General features: G+C 71.1%; 25 protein-coding genes. 11 read left to right on the top strand and 14 right to left on the bottom strand.

Annotated features, from left to right (window positions below):
• Positions 1–6 precede the first annotated feature (6 nt).
• A complete protein-coding gene (locus ACFWYW_RS32985) occupies positions 7–954 on the bottom strand; it encodes a helix-turn-helix transcriptional regulator (protein WP_379623547.1) in 948 nt (315 codons plus the stop codon).
• 40 nt (positions 955–994) lie between these two features.
• On the opposite strand from ACFWYW_RS32985, the gene ACFWYW_RS32980 reads away from it, so the two are divergent.
• Together ACFWYW_RS32980 and ACFWYW_RS32975 are read left to right on the top strand one after the other, a co-directional pair.
• Complete coding sequence (locus ACFWYW_RS32980) at positions 995–2,062, top strand: DUF3866 family protein (protein ID WP_379623545.1); 1,068 nt, start codon at positions 995–997, stop codon at positions 2,060–2,062.
• 80 nt (positions 2,063–2,142) lie between these two features.
• Complete coding sequence (locus tag ACFWYW_RS32975) at positions 2,143–3,327, top strand: monooxygenase (protein WP_379623543.1); 1,185 nt, start codon at positions 2,143–2,145, stop codon at positions 3,325–3,327.
• Here ACFWYW_RS32975 and ACFWYW_RS32970 read toward each other — a convergent pair.
• The 6 genes from ACFWYW_RS32970 to ACFWYW_RS32945 all read right to left on the bottom strand — a co-directional run bounded on the left by ACFWYW_RS32970 (position 3,264) and on the right by ACFWYW_RS32945 (position 8,610).
• The gene (locus ACFWYW_RS32970) at positions 3,264–3,752 is read right to left on the bottom strand and encodes a DUF3291 domain-containing protein (protein WP_379623541.1); all 489 of its coding nucleotides are present in this window, start codon (positions 3,750–3,752) and stop codon (positions 3,264–3,266) included. The genes ACFWYW_RS32975 and ACFWYW_RS32970 overlap by 64 nt on opposite strands.
• A gap of 32 nt (positions 3,753–3,784) precedes the next feature.
• Entirely contained in the window at positions 3,785–4,435 is a 651-nt protein-coding gene (locus tag ACFWYW_RS32965; RefSeq protein WP_379623539.1) for a helix-turn-helix transcriptional regulator, read from the bottom strand.
• 24 nt (positions 4,436–4,459) lie between these two features.
• Positions 4,460–5,353, bottom strand: a complete 894-nt coding sequence (locus tag ACFWYW_RS32960; protein ID WP_379623537.1) for an FKBP-type peptidyl-prolyl cis-trans isomerase — start codon at positions 5,351–5,353, stop codon at positions 4,460–4,462.
• Positions 5,354–5,433: 80 nt separating this feature from the next.
• Positions 5,434–6,360, bottom strand: coding sequence for an FKBP-type peptidyl-prolyl cis-trans isomerase (locus ACFWYW_RS32955; RefSeq protein ID WP_379623535.1), 927 nt, complete (start codon positions 6,358–6,360; stop codon positions 5,434–5,436).
• A gap of 77 nt (positions 6,361–6,437) precedes the next feature.
• Positions 6,438–7,796, bottom strand: a complete 1,359-nt coding sequence (gene pafA, locus ACFWYW_RS32950; RefSeq protein WP_379623533.1) for a Pup--protein ligase — start codon at positions 7,794–7,796, stop codon at positions 6,438–6,440.
• 85 nt (positions 7,797–7,881) lie between these two features.
• Positions 7,882–8,610 carry a GntR family transcriptional regulator gene (locus ACFWYW_RS32945; RefSeq protein ID WP_379623531.1) on the bottom strand — a complete coding sequence of 243 codons (729 nt, stop codon included), beginning with the start codon at positions 8,608–8,610 and terminating at the stop codon, positions 7,882–7,884.
• A gap of 102 nt (positions 8,611–8,712) precedes the next feature.
• Between ACFWYW_RS32945 and ACFWYW_RS32940 the strand changes: the two genes are divergently transcribed.
• Genes ACFWYW_RS32940 through ACFWYW_RS32930 form a run of 3 tightly spaced genes read left to right on the top strand, consistent with a single transcriptional unit; the run spans position 8,713 to position 12,255 of the window.
• The gene (locus ACFWYW_RS32940; protein ID WP_379623529.1) at positions 8,713–9,822 is read left to right on the top strand and encodes a mandelate racemase/muconate lactonizing enzyme family protein; all 1,110 of its coding nucleotides are present in this window, start codon (positions 8,713–8,715) and stop codon (positions 9,820–9,822) included.
• Between the two features lie 2 nt (positions 9,823–9,824).
• Positions 9,825–11,114: a cation:dicarboxylate symporter family transporter gene (locus ACFWYW_RS32935; RefSeq protein ID WP_379623527.1), complete on the top strand. Its 1,290-nt coding sequence runs from the start codon at positions 9,825–9,827 to the stop codon at positions 11,112–11,114.
• Positions 11,089–12,255 (top strand): mandelate racemase/muconate lactonizing enzyme family protein, encoded by a 1,167-nt coding sequence (locus ACFWYW_RS32930; protein WP_379623525.1) that lies wholly within the window; start codon positions 11,089–11,091, stop codon positions 12,253–12,255. The genes ACFWYW_RS32935 and ACFWYW_RS32930 overlap by 26 nt, the downstream gene beginning before the upstream one ends.
• A gap of 399 nt (positions 12,256–12,654) precedes the next feature.
• On the opposite strand, the gene ACFWYW_RS32925 is transcribed toward ACFWYW_RS32930, so the two are convergent.
• The 6 genes from ACFWYW_RS32925 to prcB all read right to left on the bottom strand — a co-directional run bounded on the left by ACFWYW_RS32925 (position 12,655) and on the right by prcB (position 18,382).
• Positions 12,655–14,268 carry an ATP-binding cassette domain-containing protein gene (locus ACFWYW_RS32925; protein WP_379623523.1) on the bottom strand — a complete coding sequence of 538 codons (1,614 nt, stop codon included), beginning with the start codon at positions 14,266–14,268 and terminating at the stop codon, positions 12,655–12,657.
• A 181-nt stretch (positions 14,269–14,449) separates the two neighbouring features.
• Entirely contained in the window at positions 14,450–15,040 is a 591-nt protein-coding gene (locus ACFWYW_RS32920) for a class F sortase (RefSeq protein WP_379641147.1), read from the bottom strand.
• Between the two features lie 78 nt (positions 15,041–15,118).
• Positions 15,119–15,682 carry a hypothetical protein gene (locus tag ACFWYW_RS32915; RefSeq protein ID WP_379623519.1) on the bottom strand — a complete coding sequence of 188 codons (564 nt, stop codon included), beginning with the start codon at positions 15,680–15,682 and terminating at the stop codon, positions 15,119–15,121.
• Between the two features lie 75 nt (positions 15,683–15,757).
• Positions 15,758–16,321, bottom strand: coding sequence for a hypothetical protein (locus tag ACFWYW_RS32910; protein ID WP_379623517.1), 564 nt, complete (start codon positions 16,319–16,321; stop codon positions 15,758–15,760).
• A 405-nt stretch (positions 16,322–16,726) separates the two neighbouring features.
• Complete coding sequence (gene prcA, locus ACFWYW_RS32905) at positions 16,727–17,512, bottom strand: proteasome subunit alpha (RefSeq protein ID WP_379622125.1); 786 nt, start codon at positions 17,510–17,512, stop codon at positions 16,727–16,729.
• A 21-nt stretch (positions 17,513–17,533) separates the two neighbouring features.
• Complete coding sequence (gene prcB, locus ACFWYW_RS32900; RefSeq protein ID WP_379622127.1) at positions 17,534–18,382, bottom strand: proteasome subunit beta; 849 nt, start codon at positions 18,380–18,382, stop codon at positions 17,534–17,536.
• 172 nt (positions 18,383–18,554) lie between these two features.
• Between prcB and ACFWYW_RS32895 the strand changes: the two genes are divergently transcribed.
• The 4 genes from ACFWYW_RS32895 to ACFWYW_RS32880 are packed head-to-tail and all read left to right on the top strand — an operon-like array spanning position 18,555 to position 22,670.
• Positions 18,555–19,907 (top strand): extracellular solute-binding protein, encoded by a 1,353-nt coding sequence (locus ACFWYW_RS32895; RefSeq protein ID WP_379622129.1) that lies wholly within the window; start codon positions 18,555–18,557, stop codon positions 19,905–19,907.
• Positions 19,904–20,815, top strand: coding sequence for a carbohydrate ABC transporter permease (locus ACFWYW_RS32890; protein WP_379622131.1), 912 nt, complete (start codon positions 19,904–19,906; stop codon positions 20,813–20,815). Before ACFWYW_RS32895 ends, ACFWYW_RS32890 begins: the two co-directional genes overlap by 4 nt.
• Positions 20,812–21,630 carry a carbohydrate ABC transporter permease gene (locus ACFWYW_RS32885; protein ID WP_379622133.1) on the top strand — a complete coding sequence of 273 codons (819 nt, stop codon included), beginning with the start codon at positions 20,812–20,814 and terminating at the stop codon, positions 21,628–21,630. Before ACFWYW_RS32890 ends, ACFWYW_RS32885 begins: the two co-directional genes overlap by 4 nt.
• Entirely contained in the window at positions 21,627–22,670 is a 1,044-nt protein-coding gene (locus ACFWYW_RS32880) for an ABC transporter ATP-binding protein (protein ID WP_379622135.1), read from the top strand. The genes ACFWYW_RS32885 and ACFWYW_RS32880 overlap by 4 nt, the downstream gene beginning before the upstream one ends.
• 52 nt (positions 22,671–22,722) lie before the next feature.
• Here ACFWYW_RS32880 and ACFWYW_RS32875 read toward each other — a convergent pair whose 3' ends face one another.
• Complete coding sequence (locus tag ACFWYW_RS32875) at positions 22,723–23,580, bottom strand: alpha/beta fold hydrolase (protein WP_379622137.1); 858 nt, start codon at positions 23,578–23,580, stop codon at positions 22,723–22,725.
• An 86-nt stretch (positions 23,581–23,666) separates the two neighbouring features.
• Here ACFWYW_RS32875 and ACFWYW_RS32870 point away from each other — a divergent pair, with 86 nt between their 5' ends.
• Together ACFWYW_RS32870 and ACFWYW_RS32865 are read left to right on the top strand one after the other, a co-directional pair.
• Entirely contained in the window at positions 23,667–24,110 is a 444-nt protein-coding gene (locus ACFWYW_RS32870; protein WP_379622139.1) for a MarR family winged helix-turn-helix transcriptional regulator, read from the top strand.
• Between the two features lie 64 nt (positions 24,111–24,174).
• Positions 24,175–24,597, top strand: coding sequence for a luciferase family protein (locus ACFWYW_RS32865; protein WP_379622141.1), 423 nt, complete (start codon positions 24,175–24,177; stop codon positions 24,595–24,597).
• The last annotated feature ends 30 nt before the right edge of the window (positions 24,598–24,627 follow it).

Raw genomic sequence — 24,627 nt, 5'->3', positions numbered from 1 at the left:
CGCGGCTCATGCCAGCGCCCCCTTCAACCGCCGGATGACCGCCTCGCGGGCGTCGGGCGGGTCGAGAAGCTCCACGTCGGAGCCCATGCTGGCGATCCAGCCCGCCAGCCGCTCCGGGTCGGAGAAGCCCAGCTCCACCTCGTCCCATCCGCCGCCGCCCGCGCGGGTGACGGAGGCGAGCTGGCGCAGCCCCTCCCCGGCGCCCTGCCGTACGCGCAGGGTGGCCACGCGCTCCTCCATCGGCTCCTCGGGGAAGCCGATCATCTCGCGCACGTCGACGCCCGGCGGCACCTCGACGGCGCCCGGCCTGCCCACGGCGGCGACCTGCCCGATGATGCGGCTGAGGCGGAAGGCGCGCGGCGCGTCGCGGTCGCGGTCGAAGCCGGCCAGGTACCAGCGGCCGCGCCGGCTGACCACGCCCCACGGCTCCACGGTGCGGGTGCGCACGTTCTCGCTGCCGGCGCTGCGGTAGTCGAAGCGGACCACGCGCCGGTCGCGCACGGCGTCCCAGAGCGCGGGGAAGGCGGGGTCGCGGGTGTCGACGCGCAGCTCCAGCGCCCCGCCGCCGGCCGCGTCGGTGGCCACGCCGCCCGCGCGCAGCTTCAGCAGCGCCCCCGAGGCCGCCTCGGCCAGGCTGGCACGCTGCCACACCTGCGCGGCCAGGCCGAGCACCGCGGCCTCGTCGGCCTCCAGCGTGATCTCGGGCAGCTCGTAGGACTGGCGCTCGATGCGGTAGCCGGGCTCGTCCTCCCACGGGTCGCGCACGACGTCGATGGGGATGCCGATCTCGCGCAGCTCGTTCTTGTCGCGCTCGAACATGCGCTGGAACGCCTCGTCGCCGTCGCGGTCGTAGCCCGGCACGGCCTGGCGGATCTGCTCGGCCGACAACGGCCGGCGCGTGGCGAGCAGGCAGATCACAAGATTGAGCAACCGCTCGGTCTTACGGCGCGACATCTGCCCTCACTCCTCCTGTGTTCGACGCTACCCTGCCCTGGTGATCAGATGGCGCATGGGCGAGGTGACGCGGATCCGGCGCGAGTGGCCTGGGGCGGTGGAGCTCGACGTCGCCGTTCCCGAGGGTGAGTGCCGGGCGCTGGCCTACCCTCCCCTGGTGGGCCGCCCGGAACCCGGCGACGAGGTGCTGCTCAACACGACGGCACTCGCGATGGGTCTCGGTACGGGAGGTTACGCCATGGTGGTGGCCGTCCCGAACAGATTGCCGGAAGATCCCACCGGTCCCGGTCACCTCGTGAAGGCTCGCTACACCCCGCTGCAGGCCACGGTGCTGGGCGCGGACGAGCAGGATTCGCCCTACCACGAGCTTCTGCGCGAGGCCGACTCGCTGGACGGCATGCCGGTCGTGGTGGCCGACCTGCACTCGGCGCTGGCGCCGATCCTGTGCGGCCTGTACGCCGCGCGCCCCGGCGTGCGCGTGGCCTACGTGATGCTGGACGGCGGCGCCCTGCCCGCCTGGTTCTCCATGTCGTGCGCGAAGCTGCGCGAGATCGGCTGGCTGAGCGGCGTCGTGACGGTTGGCCAGGCCTTCGGCGGCGACGTCGAGGCGGTCACCACGCACACCGGGCTGCTGGCGGCCAGGCACGTGCTGGAGGCGGACGTGGCCATCGTGACCCAGGGCCCCGGCAATCTCGGCACGGGCACGCGGTGGGGTTTCTCCGGCGTGTCGGCGGGCGAGGCGGTCAACGCGGCCGCCGTGCTGCGCGGGCGGCCGGTGGCGGCGCTGCGGGTCAGCGAGGGCGACAGGCGCGAGCGGCACGTGGGCGTCTCCCACCACTCGCTGACCGCCTATGGGCGGGTGGCGCTGGCCCCGGCGCAGGTGCCGGTGCCGGAGCTGCCGGGGGCGTTCGGGGAGCGGGTCAGGGACCAGGCCGAGATGCTGGCCGTACGGCATGAGCTGGTGGCGGTGCCGGTCGAGGGCCTGCACGAGGCGCTGAGCGCCGCGCCCGTGCGGTTGTCGACGATGGGACGCGGGCTGGAGGAGGATCTGGCCTATTTCCTCACCTCAGCGGCGGCGGGCCGGCATACGGCAGGCCTTCTGGGGTAGACGCGGGCTCCGACCTGAGGCGTAGACGGATCAGCCCTGAGTGTGATGACGCTCACGCCCGGACGCGAGAGCGTGGAGGCATGACAAGCACACGCATCGGGGCGGGCGTCGTGCTGGCCGTCGCGGCAATGCTGCTGGCGGCCTGCGGGAACGGACCGGCCCGGGGATCAGGCACCACCGCGTCACCGTCGCCGCCGCCGTCGGCGACGGCTTCGCATGGAGGGCACGGACTGCATGGTTCTGCCACCCCGGCGCCGGCCGCCCCGCTGCGTGCGGGTGAACGTTTCGTGACGGCGACCATGCCCAAGCCGTACAAGCCCGAGCCCGCGGCCGGCGGCACCGACGTCTACCGCTGCTTCCTGATCGATCCCGGCCTGGCCGGGGCCGACGCGTTCCTGACCGGCACCCAGTTCGCCGCCCAGAACACCGACGTGGTCCATCACGCGATCCTGTTCTCGCTGGCGCCTGACGGGCTGGCGGCCGCGAAGAAGATCGACGCCAAGGACGAGGGCGAGGGCTGGACCTGCTTCGGCGACGCCGGCGTGCGCGAGGCCTCGTGGATCGGCCACTGGGCGCCCGGCACGAACGAGGTTCTGCTGGATCCGAAGCTCGGCTATCCGATGGCCAAGGGCGGCGCGCTGGTCATGCAGGTCCACTACAGCACGCTGGCGCTGGACGGGAAGCCCGCCGGCACCGACCAGTCGAGCGTGCGGCTGCGCCTGGCCACGGGCCCGCGCACGCCGCTGGCGACGACGTTGTTCCCCGCGCCGATCGAGCTGCCGTGCACCGCGAGCGAGAAGGGCCCGCTGTGCGAGCGCGAGGCGGCGGTCGCGGACGTGGGCAAGCGCTTCGGCCGCGACTCGGCCGCGGTGGTCAACGTGCTGATGAAGCGGTGTGAGAAGGACGGGATCAAACCGGGGGCCACGCAGCACTGCGACGTGACCTCGCCCTCGGCCTTCACGCTGCACGCGCTGGCCGGGCACATGCACCTGCTGGGCCGTTCGATCAAGGTGGAGCTCAACCCGGGCAAGGCGGGCGGGCGCACGCTGCTCGACGTGCCCGAGTACAACTTCGACAACCAGGCGCTGCAGCCGCTGCCCGAGCCGGTGGCGGTCAAGAAGGGCGACACCATTCGGGTGACGTGCACGCACGACGCCTCGCTGCGCGCCCAGTTGCCGCTGCTGCAGAAGCTGCCGCCGCGCTACGTGGTCTGGGGCGAGGGCACCCAGGACGAGATGTGCCTGGGCATCGGGGTCGCCTCGTAGAAGTCCTTGAAGGTGAACGCCTCGGGGCCGGGTCCTTCGGCCCTGAGGCGTTGCAGCCGTGCGAAACCGTCGGCCGTCGTGGGCAGTTCCCCCACCGGAATCCACCACATCACCGCGTACGGCTCCGCGATGTGCTCGAACCACTCCCGGCGCCGCCGCAGGTAGTCCAGGTGGGCGGAGCGGTAGACGAAGTTCCACAGCGTCTCGCGTGACTCCCACACCGACAGCGTGGTGGCCAGGTAGTCGTCGTGGTCGTAACTCAGCAGTTCCCTGGGGTCCTCGTCGTTGGCCCGCATCCGCCAGACGAAGCCGGGGGCGGCGTCGGCGAGGGCGTTGATGGGCTCGAGTCCGTCAATGAAGTCGGCGATGCGGGGGTCGTCGGCGGGGGCGAGCAGGCGGGCGACGTTCATCTGTGCCAGGTGCATGGGCTTCACCTCACCATGCCCGCACTTCTATGTCAATCTTCATTTATTTTAGAAGGGTCGGCGACGGTGACGCAGCACTCCCCCGGCCGGGGATCGAGCGCGGCCAGGCCGGGATCGCCGCCCATGCCTTCCAGCAGCCCCTGGCACAGGGCCAGGTTCATCGCGCACACCAGCACCGGCTGCTCCTCCGACAGCGTGTGGAAAGGGCAGTTGCGCATGCGCAGGACGCCGCCGTCGGTGTAGGGCTCGTAGCCCCGCTCGCGCAGCACGGCGGCGATCGGCTCGTCGCGGCGGTCCCGGGCCAGGCGCTCGCCCGCCCGGCGCGCGACCGTCTCGGCCCGGTCCTCGGCGCCCAGCGTCTCGACCACCTCGGCCAGCAGGCCGGCCAGCACGCCGTAGTCGCGCGGCGGCAGGTTCACCGACCGCTCGGTCTTGGCCCGCCGGTAGACCTTGGCCGGGCGGCCGCTGCCCGGACCCTTCTTGTCCGGGGCGCGAAAGCCCGCCTCCAGCAGCCCGGCCTCGACCAGCTTGTCGAGGTGGTGGGCGGCCAGCGTGCGGGAGACGCCGGCGGCCTCGGCCGCCTCCGCCCTGCCGACCTCACCGCCCCGGGCCACGACGTGGTCGTACAGGGCCCGCCGTACCGGGTCCTGCAGGTGCGCCAGCGCGTCGAGGTCGTCGTTCACGCCCGCGAGTCTAGGTCCCCGCGCTCATCGGTAGGCGGCCAGCACGTCCACGACGAAGACCAGGGTGTCGGCGCCGCGGATGCCGAAGGCGGGCAGGCCCGCGCTGCCGTAGGCCGTGCGCGGCGGGGCGACGACCAGCACGCGGCTGCCGACGGGCACGCCGGTCAGCGCGCGCTCCCACGCCTTGATGACGCCGCCGTCGCCGACCATGAACGCCCGCGGCCGCCCGCTCCTCCAGGTGGAGTCGAACACGCTCCGCCGCGCCCACACCGCGCCCTCGTACTGCGTGACCACGAGCTGCCCCCGCTCGACCCGCGGCCCGTCCCCCCTGACCAGGATCTTGGCGGCGTAGCGTGCGGGCGGCCGGGCCAGCGGCAGCGACAGCACCGGCCGCGCGCCGCCGCCGACCCTGATTCCCGCGTACGCGCCCGCGCGCCCCTTGACCGACTCGCCCTTGGCGTGCGCGCCCAGGATGTCGATCACGTAGAAGAGGCCGTCGGACGGGCCGACGCCCTGCGGCGGGTTGGCGCCGAAGCCCTCCGCGGGCGGGATGGCGGCGATCACCCGGCTGCCCACCGCCCGCCCGCGCAGCGCCTTGTCCAGCCCGGGAACGAGCTGCCCGACCGGAAAGGCGGCCGGAGCGCCGCGGGTGAAGCTGGAGTCGACCCGGCGGTTCTCCCGGCCGTCCCAGACATGCGCGGTGTAGTGGACGATCGCCACGTCCGTCGCGCCCAGCCGGGCGCCCTTTCCCGCGGTCAGCTGGTCGATCCGCAGACTGCCCGGGGGCTTGCCCGCGGGGAAGACCACCGAGGGCCTGGCGCCGAACGCGCCGCCGACCTTCAGCCCGGGGTCCCGCGCGGCGGGGGCGGTGCACGCGGTCAGCGCGAGGGCCGGGATCAGGAGCAGGATCGGCCGCATCGACGTCCTTCCGCACCAACGCCAGTGGCCCGGGGCGATGCCCCGGGCCACGAGATGCTACCGCGCTGTCAGACCAGCTGTCAGTAAGCCGCGAGGACGTCCACGACGAACACGAGCGTGCTGTTGGCGGGGATGCCGTTCTGCTCCTGAGCGCCGTAACCCATGGCGGGCGGGATGCTCATCACGACACGGCTGCCGACCGGCACGCCGACCAGGCCCTTCTGCCAGCCCTGGATGACGCCGCTCAGCGGGAAGTTGGCCGGCTGGCCCCGCTCCCAGCTGGAGTCGAACTGCTTGTCGGTGCCCCAGATCTTGCCGGTGTAGTGCACGTCGAGGGTCTGGTTGGCCGCGACGGGCTTGCCGGTGCCCTTGATGACGGTCTTGACGACCAGGTCCTTGGGCGCCTTGTCACCGGTCTTGGTGGTCAGCGTGGGCGCCTTCTCGCCGCCCGGGCTGACGACCTTGACGCCCTTGATGGACTCCTTGGTCTCCTCGCCGGAGGCGGACTTGAGCGCGGCGGGCGCGCCGCCGACCACGTCCAGCACGAACACCTTGGTCGCCTGGGCGGCCTGCTGTTGCTGCTGCGGGGCGGCGTCGGCGGCCAGGATCGCCAGCAGCCTGCCGCCGTGCTTGACCTTGCCGAAGCCGTCCTGCAGGACCTTGGGCAGTTGCTGGTCGATCGCGATGGTCTCCGGCTGCTTGGAGTCGTAGGAGGAGCCCTGCAGGGCGTTGGTCTTGCCGTCCCAGTCGTAGACGGTCAGGTTGACGATCAGCTTGTCGCCGCTCTTGATGGCCGGGCCGGTGCCCGCGTTGATCACCTCGTAGGACGACTTGGCGGCGGGCGTACCCGAGGGGAAGGTCACCGTCGGCTTGGCGTTGAGGTTGCCTGCGACCTTCACCCCCGACGACGCGGTGGCCGATGTGGAGCCGGTCGGCTCGGCGGTTCCGCACGCGGCGGCGGTGAAGATCAAAGGCACGGCGGCCAGTACGGCCAGGCGGCGGCGCATGGACTTCCCTCGGGACAGACGTCTAGGTTTCGCGCCACACTATCCGAGACTGATGTAGGCCCGGGGTAAACGACCCACTACATTCCGGCGATGAGCTTGTCCACCCTCTCGTCCACACTGCGGAACGGGTCCTTGCACAGCACGGTCCGCTGCGCCTGGTCGTTGAGCTTCAGGTGCACCCAGTCGACGGTGAAGTCGCGGCGCTTCTCCTGCGCCTTGCGGATGAACTCGCCGCGCAGCCGTGCCCTGGTCGTCTGCGGCGGCACCGACTTGGCCTCGAAGATCTTCAGGTCGGAGGCCACCCGCTCCACCGCGCCGCGCTTCTGCAGCAGGTAGAACAGTCCGCGCTTGCGGTGCACGTCGTGGTAGGCCAGGTCCAGTTGCGCCACGCGCGGCGAGGACAGCGGCAGGTCGTACTTCTTGCGATACCGCTCGATCAGCTGATATTTCGTGACCCAGTCGATCTCGCGCGAGACCAGGTCGAGGTTGCCCGTCTCGACCGCGCGCAGCGTGCGCTCCCACAACTCCAGCACCCGGTGGGCGATCGGGTCGCCGCCGCGGCGGTCGACGAAGTCCTTGGCCTTGGACAGGTACTCCTGCTGGATCTCCAGGCTGGAGGCCTCGCGGCCGTTGGCCAGGCGTACCCGGCGGCGGCCCGTCATGTCGTGGGAGACCTCGCGGATGGCCCTGATCGGGTTCTCCAGCGACAGGTCGCGCATCACCGTGCCCGCCTCGATCATGCGCAGCACCAGGTCGGTCGCGCCGACCTTGAGCAGCATCGTGGACTCGCTCATGTTGGAGTCGCCCACGATGACGTGCAGGCGGCGGAAGCGCTCGGCGTCGGCGTGGGGCTCGTCGCGGGTGTTGATGATCGGCCGCGACCTCGTGGTGGCGCTGGAGACGCCCTCCCAGATGTGCTCGGCACGCTGCGAGACGCAGTAGACCGCCCCGCGCGGCGTCTGCAGCACCTTGCCCGCGCCGCAGATGATCTGCCGGGTGACCAGGAACGGGATGAGCACGTCGGCCAGGCGGCCGAACTCCCCGTGCCGGCCGACCAGGTAGTTCTCGTGGCAGCCGTAGGAGTTGCCGGCGGAGTCGGTGTTGTTCTTGAAGAGATAGATGTCGCCGGCGATGCCCTCCTCGCGCAGGCGTTTCTCGGCGTCGACGAGAAGGCCTTCGAGGATGCGCTCGCCCGCCTTGTCGTGCGTCACGAGTTCGACGACGTTGTCACACTCGGGGGTGGCGTATTCGGGGTGGCTGCCCACGTCGAGGTAGAGGCGGGCGCCGTTGCGGAGGAAGACATTGCTTGATCGGCCCCAGGACACGACTCGGCGGAAGAGGTAGCGCGCGACCTCGTCCGGAGACAGCCTGCGCTGTCCCCTGAACGTGCAGGTCACGCCGTACTCGTTCTCGAGTCCGAAGATGCGACGATCCATCACCTCACACTATGCCCACGGATCGGCGAGCGGGAGGGATCTTGCCTGGCGTTTTTGCGCCGCCCGCGCCGCATGTCCCGACATATCACTCTTTGTTCGATACGGCGCGCGGTACGCCGTGCGATACCCCATGCGGTGCGTCGTGTGGCGCGCCGCCCAGCATGCGGCCCTTGCCGGCCAGGATGTGCTCCTCCATCAGGCGGCCGGCCGTGACCGCGTCACCGGCGGCGATGCGCTCGACGATCTCCCGGTGCTGGGCGTTGGAGGTCTGCCGGGCGGTGTCCGGCTCCAGGCCGTGCCGCCGGAACAGGTGCAGTTCCTTGGAAATATCGTCATAAAGCTCGACCAAACGGGGATTGCCGGACAGCGCCACCAGGCGCCGGTGCAGGTCCACGTTGAGCGGATAGTAGTGATCCATGTCGGCGCAGCCCCGGAGCCGCTCGACCACCTCCAGCAGTTCGGCCACGTCGTCCTCGCCGGCCCGCCCGGCGGCCAGCCGCCCGGCCAGCCCGAACAGGCTCGCCCGGATGTCGTAGAGCTGGGCCGCCTGCTCGACCGAGATCTCCCTGACGAACATGCCGCGATTGGCACGGAACTCGGCCAGCCGGCTGCGTTCGAGCTGGCGGCAGGCCTCGCGGACCGGCCCGCGGCTGACGCCCAGCCGCATGGCCAGCGCCGACTCGTTGATCCGGTCGCCGCCTTTCAGCGTGCCGTTGATGATCATGTTTTCGAGCTCTTCGACGATCAGCTGGGGAAGTGAGGTGGCCTGCCGCTCGGCCACCCTGCGCCGGAGCGCGTCGGTGTAGTCGCCCACCCGATCTTCCCTACCCCAGCTCTTCACAAATTGCAAATCGTTGACAGTTGACGATTTTCGGGGAGAAGCTCCTTCCATCACCCCCTGCCACGAAGGACCAGCATGAAGATCAAGGACATCCGGGCCAGCGTGCACACCACCTCGATCGAGGTGCCGCTGCTGGAGGGCCGCGTCGCCGGGTACGGCAGAGCCGAGCAGAAGGAGTTCGTCTTCTGCGAGGTCGAGACCGACGAGGGCCTGACCGGCGTGGCCATCACCGGCCACTTCCTGGCCCGCTCCGTCGTCGCCGCCCTGGAACACCACTTCCTGCCTGTCGTCACCGGCCTCGACCCGCGGGAGGTCGAGGCCGTCCACCAGCGCGTCTGGCAGAAGCTCAACCCCCGGACGATGACCGGCGTGGTCTCCAGCGCCCTGTCCATGCTGGACATCGCCCTGTGGGACATCGCCGGCAAGCACGAGGGCCGCCCGGTGGCCTCCCTGCTCGGCGGCGCCCGTACACAGTTGCCGGTGTATGTGACGTTCGGCTTCCCGCAGTACGACAGGGACCAGCTCGCCGAGGCCGCCCGTCTCCAGGTGGCGGCCGGGTTCACCGCGCTGAAGATGGTCGTCGGCGTGGACGGGGGCGGCTGGCGCGAGGACGCCCGCCGGATCCGGGCCGTGCGCGAGGCGGTGGGCGGCGACGTGGACCTCATGATCGACGCCAACTACCTGTTCACGCCCACCGAGGCCAAGTACCTGGCCCGCGCCGTCGAGGACTGCGACCTGACCTGGTTCGAGGAACCGCTGCACCAGAACGACGCGCGCGCCCTGGCCGACCTGCGCGAGCACACCTCGATCCCGCTGGCCGCCGGGCAGATGGAAGGCCACCGCTGGCGCCTGCGCGAACTGGTCGAACGCCGCGCCGTGGACATCCTGCAGCCCAACCCCTGCTACTGCGGCGGCTTCACCGAGGCGCGCAAGGCCGCCCACCTGGCCCAGGTCTACAACCTGCCGATCGCGCACGGCGGCGGCTGGCCGCTGTTCAGCATGCACACCCTCGCGGGGATGATGAACGGCTGGATCCTCGAGTGGCACCTCGGCATGGGCCAGGTCGGCCTGCAGTTGTTCCCCGGCTCCCCCGTGCCCGAGGCCGGGACGATCTCGCTGTCCGGCCGGCCGGGGCTCGGCCTCGACGTCGACCGCGGGGCTCTCCGCGAGACCCTGGTGCGCTAGCCATGCGGGCGTTGGCGCGTAACACCAGCATGCAGGTGCTCGTCGCGGCCGTCGCCGCCGCGATCTTCGGGTTGCTGTGGCCGGAGACCGGCGCCCAGCTCAAGCCCCTGGCCGACGTCTTCATCGCGCTCATCAAGCTGGTGATCGCGCCGGTGGTGTTCCTGGTCGTGGTCAGCGGCATCGTCTCGGCCGGCAACCTGAGGTCCGTCGGCAGGATCGCGCTGAAGGCGATCATCTACTTCGAGATCGTCACCACGCTCGGCATGCTCATCGGCCTGGCCGCCGTCAACCTCCTGCGGCCCGGCGCCGGGGTCGCCCCGCCCGCCGGCGCCTCGGAGGAGCTGACGGACTACGTCAAGGGCGGCACCGAGCGTACCTTCGCCGACTGGCTCACCCACATGATCCCCGACAACGCCGTCGGCTCGTTCGCCACCGGCGAGGTCCTCCAGGTGCTGATCTTCGCCGTGCTGTTCGCCCTGGCCCTGCTCGCCCTGCCGCCCGAGGTGGGCGAGCCGATCGCCCGCGGCTGCACGCGGCTGGCCGAGGTGTTCTTCAGCATGATCCGGTTCATCATGTACCTGGCGCCGATCGGCACCTTCGGCGCCGTCGCGTACACGGTCGGGAAGTACGGCCCGGAGACCCTGACCGCGCTCATGAAGCTCGTCGGCGTCTCCGTCCTCGCGCTGGCCGTGTTCATGCTGGTCGTGCTGGTCCCGGTCTGCCGCATGGCCGGTTTCTCCTACCTGCGCCTGGTCCGCGCCCTGCGCCGCGAGCTGTACATCGTGCTCGGGACCTCCTCGTCGGAGTCGGTCATGCCTCAGCTCATGGCCCGCCTGGAGGAGTTCGGGTGCAAGCGCTCGGTGGTCGGGCTGGTCGTCCCGACCGGCTACTCCTTCAACCTCGACGGCGTCGCCGTCGTCATCCCCATCTGCGTCGTCTTCATCGGTCAGGTGTACGGCGTGCCGCTCGGCCTCGGCGACCAGCTCCTGCTGTTCCTGGTGTTCCTGGTGCTGTCCAAGGGCACCGCCGGGGTCACCGGGTCGGCGTTCGTGACGCTGGCCAACACCGTGGCGGCGGTGCGGCTGGTGCCCGTCGCCGGCCTCGCGCTGGTGCTTTCGGTCGACCGTTTCCTCTCCCTGATCAGGGCGGTCACGAACGTGCTCGGCAACGCCGTGGCCGCGGTGGTCGTGGCCCGGTGGGAGGACGGCGGCCTCGACCGCGAACTGTTCGAGAAGACCATCGGCGCCCCACGCAAGGAGAAGGCCCATGCCGCGGATCATCGCCGTCCGTGAGGCAACCATCCCGATCAGCTCGTCCATCGCCAACGCCTACATTCGGTTCGGCCGCATGGACTGCTCCATCGTGGCGGTCGTCAGCGACGTCATCAGGAACGGCCGCCCGGTGACCGGCTACGGCTTCAGCTCCAACGGCCGCTACAGCGCGGGCGAGATCATCCGCCGCCGCGTCGCGCCGCGCCTGCTCGAAGCCGATCCGGACAGCCTGCTGACCGACGACGGCGTCACCTTCGACCCGGTCAAGGCGCTGCCCGTCATGACCGGCGACGAGAAGCCCGGCGGCCACGGCGAACGTTCCGTCGCGGTCGGCGTGCTCGACATGGCCCTGCACGACCTGGCCGCCAAGATCGAGGACAAGCCGCTGTACCGCTGGCTGTGCGAGCGCCACGCCCTCGGCGAGCCGGACGGCTCCGTCTTCGTCTACGCCGCCGGCGGCTACTACGCCCCCGGCAAGACGCTCAAGGACCTCCAGGCGGAGATGCGGCGCTTCCTCGGCCTCGGCTACACCACCGTCAAGATGAAGATCGGCGGCGCCTCCCTGCGGGAGGACCTGCGCCGCGTCGAGGCCGTCCTCGACGTCGTGGACGGCGCCCACCTCGCCGTGGACGCCAACGGCCGCTTCGACCTCGCCACCGCCCTGGCGTACGGCGCCGCCCTGGAGCCCTACGGCCTGGCCTGGTACGAGGAGCCCGGCGACCCGCTCGACTACGCCCTGCACGCCACCCTGGCCGAGCGGTACCCGGGGCCGCTGGCCACCGGCGAGAACCTCTTCTCCCTCCCCGACGCCCGCAACCTCCTGCGGTACGCCGGCATGCGCCCCGACCGCGACCTCATCCAGATCGACCCGGTCCTCAGTTACGGCCTGGCCGAATACCTGCGCATCCAGGCCATGCTCCGGCGGCACGGCTGGTCCGCCCGGCGCTGCGTCCCGCATGGCGGACACCAGTTCGCCCTGCACATCGCCGCCGCCCTGAAGCTCGGGGGCAACGAGTCCTACCCGGGCGAGTTCGAGCCCACGGGCGGCTTCGCCGACGACGCCGTGGTCGAGAACGGCCACCTCCGGCTACCCGACCTTCCGGGCATCGGCCTGGAGAACAAGGCGAACCTCCACCGGATCCTCCAATCCCTCCACCCCTGACACCGGCACCCCCGGCCAAGGGACAAAACCGGAGACCGGCGCCCCTGTCGCACGCGACGTCGCGCCAAAGGCATCGAGCCGGAGAGACCGGCCCAAGGCATCGGGCCGAACACCGGCCCGGCCACGGCACGAGGTCCCGGACCGAAGACCTGACCTCCCCGGGAAACCGGGCCGGAGGCCTTACCTTGCGCGGGGCATCGTGCCGGAGGCCTTGCCCGCCAAGGGCATTGGGGCGGGATCGGGGTGAGGGGTGCGCCGGTAACCGGCCAGCGGGGCGGGCGTCACGGCGGCCCGCCACGCGCGCCGGCCTGCCGTCTCCCTGAACGGAGGCCGGCCACGTGCGGCGGGTGGGGGTGGGCGCGGCTGGGCCGTAACGGATCATCGTGGTTTGACCGAACGTCACCGCAGCGACAGCCGCGGCCAGTCGGCGACGTCGCGGAGCAGTTGCCGGTCGTGGGTGGCCATGACCACGGCGGCGGCCGTCGCGTGGAGGGCCTGCGTGAGTTCCTCCACCAGCGCCATCGACAGGTGGTTGGTCGGCTCGTCCAGCAGGATCACCTGCGGGCGGGCCGCCAGCAGCAACGCCAGGTCCAGGCGGCGCTGCTGGCCGATCGACAGCTCCGACACCGGCCGGTGCGCGGCCTGCGACGGCAGCAGGCCCAGGCTCGACAGGCCCACCCGCTCCGCCTCCGCCAGCACGCCGGTGCTGACCAGCCGTGCCATCGCCGCGTCGAACACCTCATGGGCCGGCCGCCGCGACGGCTCCGGGGACTCCTGCGACAGCAGTCCCACCCGCCCGCCGCGCTGCACACTGCCCGCGCCGGGTTCGAGCCTCTGCGCGAGTACGGCCAGCAGCGTCGACTTGCCGGCGCCGTTCGGACCGGTCACCACGAGGCGGTCGCCCGCGCGCAGGTGCACCGACCGGGGCCCGCGCAGCCTCCCGGCCACCTCCACCCCGTCGGCGCGCAGCAGCGTCACGCCTGGCGGAGCGGGCAGCGGCGGCGCCTGGAAGCGCATCGGCGGCTTCGGCACGTCCAGTACCTGCGCCTCGAGCGCCTCCTGCCGCCGGTGTACGGCCCGCACCAGCGCGGGCGCCCGGGTGGCCCGCGTGTGTTTGCCGGTGCCCTTCTCGGGACGCCAGCCGGTGCTGAGCCGGTTCTGCGCGGCCGACAGGTCGTCGGCCAGGCGCTGGCGTTCGCTCTGCTGGTCGCGGTAGTCGGACTCCCAGCGTTCGCGCTCGGCCGTGCGGCCCTCGCGGTAGCCCTCGTAGCCGCCGCCGTACGTACGGGGACGCCCGTCGCGGGTCGGGTCGAGGTCGAGCACGGTGGTGACGACGTCGCTGAGCAGCGCCCGGTCGTGGCTGACCAGCACCACGCCGCCCGGATGCTCGCGCAGCCGGGCGGTCAGGTAGTCCAGGCCCGCCGCGTCGAGATGGTTGGTCGGCTCGTCGAGCAGCAGCAGGTCGTGCCCGGCGCCGAGCAGGCAGGCCAGCCGGATCCGGTAGCGCTGCCCGACCGAAAGCCCCGCCAGCGGCCGGGCACGGTCGTCGACCGCGCCCAGCGCGGCCAGCGAGACGTCCACGCGCCGGTCGGCCTCCCACGCGCCGATCGACTCGGCGTCGGCCAGCGCGCGTTCGTACTCCTGCTCGGCGCCCGGCCGCCCCTCGGCCAGCGCCTCCGTGGACTCCTCGAACGCCGCCAGGACCCGCCGTACCTCGGCGAGCTCCACGTCGATGAGGTCCCCAACGCTACGGTCGTCGCCGACGGGCATCTCCTGGTCGGCCACACCGATGGTGCCGGCCCGGCTGACCTCGCCCGCGTCCGCGGCCAGAACCCCGGCCAGGACCTGCAGCAACGTGGTCTTGCCCCGGCCGTTCTCACCGACGACGCCCAGGCGTTCGCCCGGGGAGACGGTGAGGCTCACACCGACCAGAACCGGCCGCCCGCCACGCGTGACGCGAAGATCGGTGGCGCTCAGGTGGGCGCGGGCGCGCAGGGAAAGAGCGGTAGACACACTTCCTCCAAGAACGGGGCTCAGCCCCGCGAAAAGAAACGGACGGCGGATACGCCTCGCCGCGCCCGGGGCCACTCATGGGGCCGCGTCGGACGTAGTCGGGGGCTTGGCGCCGTCCCTCTTAGAGGAAGAAGTAATAGTGCATGTAATGAGCATATCGGACAGCCCGCAGGGCCGCCCCTCATTTTCCGGTACGGCCGGCGAGGTCGGCGAAGACGACCACGTTGTCGGCGTACTCCCGCTTGACCGGGTCGAACGTGCCGCCGCAGGTGATCAGGCGAAGTTCCGGACGGTCGGTGTCGGTGTAGACGCGCTCGGACGGGAAGTGCCGCTTGGGAAAGGCCTCGACCGAGCGGACCCGGAACATCGCCGTCGAGGCGTCGGCCCGGGTCACCTTGATCAACGCGTCGGGCCGGAGGGTGGCGACGCCGTGGAAGACGGCGGGGCCGGTGGTGGAGTCCACATGGCCGAACAGGGCTGCGGCACCCGGCTCGCCGGGCGCGGGTCCGTGCTTGTACCAGCTGACCAGATGCGCCTGACGCGCCTGCGGGACGCGGGCGGTGCCGTCCTTGTTGAGGCCACGTGGGGTGATCCCGGCCTTGACCTTGAGCCCGGGAATCTCCAGGCGGACCGGGGCAGACCGCGACATGGGCGCGACAGCCGCCGAGTGGACCAGATCCCGAAGCCCCTCGAACACCTTCTCCAGCCCGGGCTTCCCCACCACCACAAGCACGACCCCGGCCAGCAGAACCCCCACAGCCCCGGCCCTCACAAGCCCACCCCGCCCGCGGCCCCTCCCGGACCGAGCCCGCACCACACCGGTGTCACGGGGTTGTAGGGGCGGCGCATGTCAGCCCCTGCGGCGGTTGCGGCGGCGCATCGCGGCGACTCCGCCGAGCGCCAGCGCTCCGATCCCGGCCCACAAGAGAGCGCCTCCCGGGGCGCCACGCTGCAGACCGGTCTCCTCCCCCTGATCCGCCTGGGCCGCATGGCCGGGCTGAGCGGCGTTGGCGGGCTGGGGTGCGGGGGCTGGGGCCGTACCGCCGAAGCCGGTGTATGCGCCGCCGTGTGGGCGGCCGCCCACCACCGTGAACGTGGCTCGGCTGGTGGGCTCGTCCTCGTCGTCGCAGTACCCGAAGACCGGCTGGCGGCCCCGCGGAGTGCCGATGGGTACGCGTACGTCGTCCTCGAACCGGCCGTCGCCCAGGTCGTCGATCGGGATCTCCCCGAACGAGGTGGGCCCGTCGATCATCCCCGACTCGGAATCGGGGTCGCACAGCAGCCGGACCGTCACCCATCCACCGGCCCGTACGGTCGACGGCCGCAGGCCCAGGTCCTCATCGGCCCGTGCCGGGACCGCGGCCACCCCCAACGCCACGGTGATACCGGCCAAAGCGGCGGCGATCCCACGCATCTGCTGCCTCCAGCGGTGATCCACTTCCTATGACCACCTACCGCCGCAAGCCCCAACGTAAGACCCACCTTGGGACTACGGGGTGTAAATCTCCTGCACTCGGACGATCTTCCCCTTGTAGACGGTGATCAGAGCCGGACGCTCGTACTGCTTGGCCCGCTTGATCAGCACCGACTGCGAGCACCGCTTGTTGCCGAGTCCGGTGTTGCGGTCGACGGTCATGTTCCGCATGGACGCCTTGCATCCGAACGCCGACAGGAACACCACGTTCTTCGCGATCGGCGAGGCGTAGGCCCGCACGTCACCCTCGGGCGGCCCCACGAAGTAGCCCTCGGTCTGGGTGCCCTTCTTCCACTTGATCGGCTCGTACTCGGCCTTGACGCCGCTGACGTGGGTGATCCAGCCGCGCAGGATGCCGTCGCGCCGCGAGTGGACGCCCTTGGTGAAGTCGTGCCCGGGGTCCGCCTGGAAGGTGGTCCCGAAGATCTTGGGTGCCTTGAACTTGGGGATCGCCGTGAACGCGGCGGTCGCGGGCAGCGTGACCGTGCTCCGGGTACCGGCGTGGGCGGTGCTGACGAAGGAAAGAGTCAAGGCGGCCACTGCACCGCCGGCCAGGATGTATCGGGTCGAAGTCTTCACACGATCTACGATCCCCGCACACGCCCCCTGGTTCGCGCAGCACCACGTGACACACGTCACACCCCATCACCAGGAGACGGCGACTCCGCTGACCCCGGCTACCAGTGCACCCACCCGGCACGGCCGTACCCGAGAGGCGGGCGCCGCTCGGAACCGGCGCCGAACCAGGGCGAAGACCGACAGACAGGACACCGACGCGCACGGCCGCCGGACAGGCGCGGCTCGGAGCCAAAGGCGGGTGTGGGTAGAACCACAAGTCAGCCGCATACAAGAAGCGGCCGAGAGGCGCGGGCAGGAGCGGAAGGCGGGGTGGCGGATCGGGCGTGCGTGGGCGCCGCGGCGTTTTGCCGCGGCGCCCAGGTACCGCTTCGGCCCAGAAACCGTGGAGCCCATGGCCCCAGGTCGCTACAGGGGTGAGGAGCCGTCGTCGATGTCGCCGTCCGGGCCCGTCGGCGGGCCGGTGGGGGCGTCGTCGGGTTCCGTTGTGGCGGCGGCGGGCGGGGTGGGCGGGGCGGCGGGGAGGATGCGCTCCAGGCGCGCCCCCGTCAGCCGCTGGAACTTGCGGTGCTCGCGGTTGCGGTCCAGCACCGCGACCTCGAGCTGGGCCACCGGCGGCCGTTCGCCACCAGGCTCCGTCAGCGCCACCAGCGCGACCTCAAGGGCGTCGGCCAGCGGCATCGCCTCGCGGTAGCGCTCCTTCAGGCGGCCGGAGACGGCCTCGGCCTGGCCGCCCATCACGGTGAAGCCGTGCTCGTCGAAGACGGAGCCGTCGAAGGTGAGCCGGTAGATGGCGTCGCCGTCGGGCGTCTCGCCGACCTCGGCCACCACGACCTCGACCTCCAGCGACTTGATCGACTCGGTGAAGATCCGGCCGAGGTTGGAGGCGTAGAGGTTGGCCAGGCCGCGGCCGGTCACGTCGGAGCGGTCGTAGGTGTAGCCGTTGATGTCGGCATAGCGGATGCCGCCCAGCCGCAGTTCCTCGAACTCGTTGTAGCGCCCGACCGCGGCGAAGCCGATCTTGTCGTAGATCTCGCTGATCTTGTGCAACGCCCGCGACGGGTTGGGCGCGACGAACAGGATGCCGTCCTCGTACTGCAGTACGACGACCGAGCGGCCCCGCGCGATGCCCTTGCGCGCGTAGTCCGCCTTGTCCCGCATGATCTGCTCAGGGGAGGCATATCCAAAAGGCATGGACACCGCAGGTGTTCCTTTCTAGCGCAGCGGGGCGATGGGGCCGTCGGGGGAGATCAACCGGGCTTCGAGCATCTGCTCGACGTATCCGGAGACCTCCTCGTCGGTGAGCCGGCGGAACCCGTTGGTGTCGATCACCGACACGATGGGCCAGATCTTCCTGGTCACGTCGGGTCCGCCCGTCGCCGAGTCGTCGTCGGCCGCGTCGTAGAGCGCCTGGATGAGCGTCATCACGGTGTCGTCGGCGCCGGCGCCGTCGCGGTAGAGCTTCTTCAGCGAGCCGCGGGCGAAGATGGAGCCGGAGCCGATCGCGTCGAAACGCTCCCGCTCGTACGGCCCGCCCGCCACGTCATAGCTGAAGATGCGCCCCTCGTCCTTGTCGGGGTCGTAGGCGGCGAACAGCGGCACCACCACCAGACCCTGCATCGCCATGCCGAGGTTGCCGCGGATCATCGTGGCCAGGCGGTTGGCCTTGCCGTTGACCGACAGCGTGCGGCCTTCCATCTTCTCGTAGTGCTCCAGCTCCACGCGGTAGAGCCGGGCCATCTCGATGCCGGTGCTCGCCGTGCCCGCGATGCCCATGACGGAGTAGTCGTCGGTGCGGAACACCTTCTGCACGTCACGCTGCGAGATCATGTTCCCCGAGGTGGCCCGCCGGTCTCCGGCCATGACCACGCCGCCGGCGAAGGTGGCCGCCACGATCGTCGTGGCGTGCGGAACCTGGTCGCCGATGGGGGTGGCCAGGATCTCGCCGCGTACCGGGAGCAACTCCGGGGCGTGCGAGCTGACGAACTCGGTGAACGACGAACTCCCCGAGTTCACGAAAAATCGGTCAACCAAGCCGGCGGGCAGATCCCTGTGCGATGCCACGCGACTCCCTCCTCAAACGTCACTACCTCTAGCCAGACCCTACTCATGTTGCGTTGCCCCATGCACTTCCCACGATCAGCTCAGGGCGAACCGTTCATCAGATCGTTTCTTTACGCCCGGGTCGGGTCGTGCGATTGTCGGTATGTCTGCACGTCCTCAACTGGAGGCCGACATGCGACCTGTGCTCATCGGCGCCGCCCTCCTCCTCGCCCTCGCCGCCTGCGGCACCGGCCGGCCGTCGAGCCCCGGGAGCGTGACCCTCACGATCGCCGCCAACTCGATCTCCGGCGGCAAGAACTCCGAGAGCGCCGACTGGATCCGGAGCTGGGTGATCCCCGAGTTCGAGCGGAGTCATCAGAACGTCAAGGTGCTGTTCCAGCCGAGCGGCGTCGAGGACGAGCAGTACAAGACGAAGATCGCCCTGGATCTCAAGTCGAAGACCGGCGCCGACGTCATCGACCTGGACGGCATCTGGGTGGGCGAGTTCGCGCAGGCCGGCTACATCAAGCCGCTGGCGGAGGTGGGCGGGCCCACGGTGGACGGCTGGGAGGGCTGGTCGCAGATCCCGCAGGCCGTACAGGGGCTCGGCATCTTCGACGGCAAGAAGTACGCGCTCCCGCAGGGCACCGACGGCCGCGTGCTGTTCTACAACCGGACGCTGTTCAAGAAGGCGGGCCTGCCGGAGCCGTGGCGGCCGGCGAGCTGGCAGGAGATCATCGACGCCGGGACCAGGCTCAAGGCGGCCGGGGTGCCGGTGCCGATCCAGATCAACGCCGGCACCGCGATGGGCGAGGCCACCACCATGCAGGGCGCGCTGCCGCTGCTGACCGGCGCCGGCTCGGAGATCTACACCACCGGCAAGTGGACCGGCGCCTCCCAGGCGATGAAGGACGTGCTCGGCTTCTACCAGCAGATCTACTCCAAGGGCCTGGGCGATCCGAAGCTGCAGCAGGAGGCCAAGGGCCGCGACAAGTCCTTCGCCCAGTTCGCCGAGGGCAAGATCGCGATCCTGGCGGAGAGCGACTACTTCTGGCGCTCGGTCATCGAGCCGAAGGCGGGCGTGGCGCCCATGGCCGAGCGTGACGCGGTCGTCGGTTACGCCAAGATCCCGGCCAGGCAGGCGGGCGGCGGCATCCGCGGCCAGGACTTCGTCTCGATGTCCGGCGGCGCGGTACGGGTGCTCAACCCCTTCTCCAAGAACCCGAAGCTGGCCTGGGAGCTGCTGGCGTTCATGCACTCGGCGGCGGCGACCAAGTCGCAGCTGGCCGGGCAGGTGCGCATCAGCGCCCGCGACGACGTCAACTCCGAGGTGCTGACGGTCGACCCGATGCTCAGGTACATCGCGGAGGAGGTCCTGCCGATCACGGCGTACCGGCCGCCGCTGGCGGTCTATCCGCAGGTGTCGGTCGCGCTTCAGGAGGCCACGGCCGCGGTCGTGGCGGGCGCCTCGCCCGAGGAGGCGGCGGGCGCGTACCAGACCAAGCTGGAGCGGCTGGTCGGCGGCGCGGCCAACATCGCGGGATGATCACCGATGCCGCCGGGCTCGGGCGCGCCAGGGCCACCGCGTTCGTGCTGCCCGCGCTCGTGCTCGTCGCGGTCTTCCTCGTCTTCCCCGCGCTCTGGACGATCTACCTGGGGCTCACCGACTACCGGCTGACCGGGCTCCAGGCGGCCGACCCGCAGGTGGTCGGGCTGGAGAACTACACCTCCGCGCTCGGCGACCCGCGTTTCCTGTCCTCGCTGTGGCTGACCGTCGCCTACGTGGGCGGCTCGGCCGTGATCGGCCAGGCGGGGCTCGGGTTCGCGCTCGCGTGGGTGCTGCGCTCCCGGCGCGGGGCGGTGCGGCGGCTGGTCGAGGGCGTGGTGCTGCTGTCGTGGATCCTGCCGTCGACGGTGGTGGGGTTCCTGTGGTTCGCGCTGCTCGACCGCGACGACGGCACGCTCAACGCGCTGCTCGGCACGCCGGGGTTCGCGTGGCTGCTGGACCACCCGCTGCTGTCGATCATCATCTTCAACACCTGGCGGGGCACCGCGTTCTCGATGATGTTGTACTCGGCGGCGCTGGAGAACGTGCCGCCCTCCCACCTGGAGACCGCCCGCCTGGCCGGCGCCAACGTCTTCCAGCAGTTGCGCGACGTCGTCTTCCCGCTCATCCGCCGGCACGTGCTGACGAACCTGCTGCTGATCAGCCTGTGGACGTTCAACGACTTCACGCCGTTCGTCCTGACCGGCGGCGGGCCCGAGGGCCGCTCGGAGATCCTGCCGATCTACGTCTACAACCTCGCGCTGCGCGGCGGCGAGCTCGGCGTCGGCGCCGCGGTCTCCTTCCTCATCCTGCTCATCAACCTCGTCTTCGCGCTGGCCTACCTGCGGCTGCTGCGCGGGCGGCGGCGGCAGGAGGCCACGGCCGCCGCGGGAGGGCCACCGGCATGATCAGGCACACGGTCGGCAGGCTCGTCTCCACGGTCTTCGTCGCGCTGGTCCTGGCGTTGTTCGCGCTGCCGATGTTGTGGCTGGCCGCGGCGCCGTTCGACGCCTCCCCCACGATCACGACGTCGGTGCCGGAGTTCACGCTCGCCAACTTCGCCGCCATCCTCGACAACCCCTACGCGCTGGGCTCCATCGGCAACTCGCTGATCCAGGGCGGGGGCGCGGCGGTGCTGGTGGTCGTGCTGGCCGCGCTCGCCGCGTACGCGCTCTCGCGGGTGTCGGTGCCCGGCAGGGACGTACTCCTTTATCTGCTTCTGCTGCTGTCGTCCGTGGTCACCGGGACCGCGGCCATGGTCCCGATCTTCGAGCTGGCCACCCGGCTCAACCTCATCGACACCCATCTGGGCGTCATTCTGGTCGTCTCCGGCGGCCTGCTGCCCGCGGCGATCTTCATACTCAAGGACTTCATGGACGAGACGCCCACGTCCTACGAGGAGTCCGCGCGGGTCTTCGGCGCCTCGCCGCTGCAGATCCTGCGGCACATCACCGTCCCGCTCGTACGCCCCGGCCTGGCCACGATCGGCGTCTGGGCGCTGGCCAGCGTGTGGGGCGGGTTCCTGTTCCAGTTCATCCTGCTGCGCGATCCGGAGAAGTCGCCGGGCTCGGTGATCCTCTACACCCTCTACACCGAGGGCGGCGCGCCCAAGCTCGATCTCATCTCGACGTTCTCGCTGCTCTACTCGCTGCCGGTCGTGGCCATGTACCTGTTCGTCTCCCAGCGGTACGGCTTCCGCTTCCACGGAGGTATCAAGCGGTGATCTCGCTGCACGGCCTGACCAAGGTGTTCCCCGGCGGTGTGCGCGCCCTGGACACGATCGACCTGACGGTGGCCGACGGCGAGTTCTTCGCGCTGCTGGGCCCGTCGGGCTGCGGCAAGACGACGCTGCTGCGGACGATCGCCGGTCTCGAAACCCCCACAGCAGGAAATATCCGCATCAACGAGGCGGATGTCACCCGCCTGCCCCCGGGCCGCCGCGACGTCGCCATGGTCTTCCAGGACTACGCGATCTTTCCCCACATGGACGTCACCGACAACATCGCCTACCCGCTGCGCATCAAGAAGGTCCCCCGCGCCGAACGTGTGCGCAAGGCCGCCGAGGTGGCCCGCCGCCTGTCGCTGGCCGACCTGCTGCACCGCCGCCCCGCCCAGCTGTCCGGCGGCCAGCAGCAGCGGGTGGCGCTGGCCCGCGCGATCGCCTGCCATCCGGCCGCGTTCCTGTTCGACGAGCCGCTGTCCAACCTCGACGCCCGGCTGCGCCTGGAGGCGCGCACGTTCCTCAAGCGCCTGCAGCGCGAACTGGCCGTCACCACGGTCTTCGTCACCCACGACCAGGCCGAGGCGCTGGCGCTGGCCGACCGCATCGCCGTCATGTCGGCCGGACGCATGGTGCAGATCGGCACCCCCGCCGAGATCTTCCAGCGGCCCGCCACCACGTTCGTCGCCTCGTTCATCGGCTCCACCCCGATGAACCTGCTGCCCGGCACGAACACCGGCGGCGCGCTGCGTGTCGCGGGCGCCGTCCGCGCCGCTCCCGCCGGTCTCGGCGAGGGCGACGAGATCGTGTACGGCGTGCGGCCCGAATACATGCGCCTGTCGGAGACCGAACGCCAGGACGGCATCCCGGGCACCGTGGCCGTGCTGGAGAACCTGGGCACCGGCGTGCTGGTCACGCTCGAGTCCGGCGGCCACCTGGTGCAGGCGGTCGTGCCCGAGGGCACTGAGCCGGCGCTGGGGGTGCGACGCTGGGCCGTACCGGCTCGATCGCTCGTCTACCGCGACGGCGCGCTGCTCGCCTGACCGCCCGCACGGGATCAAGCCGTGCGATCCAGGAATGGGCGGCCGCGGCGGGTCAGGAGCGCGCGGCGGTGTGGTCCAGGATCGCCGGGACGACCTCGTCCCAGGTGCGCCGGGGGAAGATCTCGTGCCCGACGCCCTCCAGCACCCTCGCCCGCGCCCCGGGGATCGCCGCGGCCAGCGCCTGCCCGTGTCCCGGTGGGAACAGCGGGTCGTCACCGCCCTGGAAGACCAGCACCGGCACCGCGATCTCGCCGAGCCGTTCGCGCCACGGCTTGCCGGCGTCGATGAGGAACGGGTTGGTGAGCTGGGCGGCCAGGTTCGGCGTGCGGTCCACGACCCGCGCGGCCATGGCCCGCAGCGCCGCCTCGTCGAAAACCGCCCCAGCGTAGGGGCGCTCGCCCTCGACCAGGTAGTCGAGCGCGGCCGCGCGGTCGGACCAGTCGGGCTCCGGCTGCTCCCCGGCGAACAGCGCCAGGATCCTGTCCGCCATCGGCGGCAGGTCGGGGGACTCGTGGCCGGGGCCGCCCGGGGTGGCGCCGGTGAGGGTGAGGGAGGCGACGCGGCCGGGGTGGCCGAGCGCCACCAGCTGCGCGACGGCGGCGCCCTGCGACATGCCGACGAGGTGGGCCTGGTCCAGGCCGAGCGCCTCGATCAGCGCGGCGGCGTCGTCCGCGAGGTCGTTCAGGCCGTACGCCGGCTCGCCCGCCGGATAGCTGGTCGAACGGCCGGCGTCACGGCTGTCGAAGCGCACCACCCGCCGCCCGCCCGCGACGAGCCGGGCGACGAACTCCTCCTCCCAGGCCACGAGCGACTGCCCCGCGCCGTGAAGCAGGAGGATCGCCGGGTCTCCCGCGTCACCGGACGTCTCGACGTTCAGCTCGACCCCGTTGACCGCCAGCCTGCGTTCCATGCCCACACTCCCATCAATTCGTTACGTGTAACGAAACTCTATCTCAAGATCTGTTACATGTCACCAAAACCCTCTAGACTGCAGGGGTGACCGAGACGAGGGACGAGACCGCGCTCGCGGCGTGGGAGGCCTACCGCCGCCTGCGCCTGCACGTCGACGCCGAGATCGCCCGCGACGTGGAACGCGCGAGCGGCCTGTCGATGGCCGACTACGACGTGCTGGCCGCCCTGGCCGAGCTCTCGGGCGGCGAGCACTGCATCCGCGTGCGCGGCCTCGCCGGCCACCTGCGCTGGGCCCACAGCCGCCTGTCGCGCCAGCTCGGCCGGATGGAGCAGCGCGGGCTCGTCGGCCGGGAGAAGTGCGAGCTCGACGGCCGCGGCGAGGACGTCGTGCTCACCGGCGAGGGCCGCCGCGCGTACGACCGCGCGGCGCCCGTCCACCTCGGCGCGGTACGCCGCCACCTCACCGGAGCGCTCTCCCCCGAACAGCTGGCCGCCTTCATCGCGGTCGCCCGGCGCATCGCTCCATAACGATTGGGAACACCCTGGCGGTATCCACCTTTGCTCCGCGTGCGCGGAGGACGACGATGAGCACATGCGAGCAAGCGGCATCGCCCTGGGTTCCCAGGCCGGCCGGGTGCTGACGCTCCTGCGCGAGTGGCCCGGCCTTGAGGCGACAGCCCCGTACTGCACATGCGGAGTCGGCGTGGCCGCCGGCACCTGCCAGATCCTCCACCTGCACGCCGACGACGACGCCGAACTCCGCCTCACCCGCCCGGCCATCTGCCGCATGTACCCGGCGCTGGCCGGTACCGAGCGGGTCGTGTTCGGGCGCAGCGAGGACTGGATCGGCATCCGCCTCGACACCGCACACGACACCGACCTTCTGCTCACCCTGCTCAGCGTGGCCATCAAGGCCTGCGACCGCGGCGATTGCCGCCAGGCGGTCACCCCCTGCTCGGCCGCCCTCTACCGCGACGAACCGGTCCGCCTGCCCGCCGGCACGGCCCTGGCCTGACCCCCGCCCGCCGTACCCTCACCGCGAACT

The organism is Nonomuraea sp. NPDC059023 (assembly GCF_042740095.1).
In the GTDB taxonomy this organism is placed as follows: Bacteria; Actinomycetota; Actinomycetes; order Streptosporangiales; family Streptosporangiaceae; genus Nonomuraea.
This window is presented reverse-complemented; position numbering and strand designations above follow the sequence as displayed.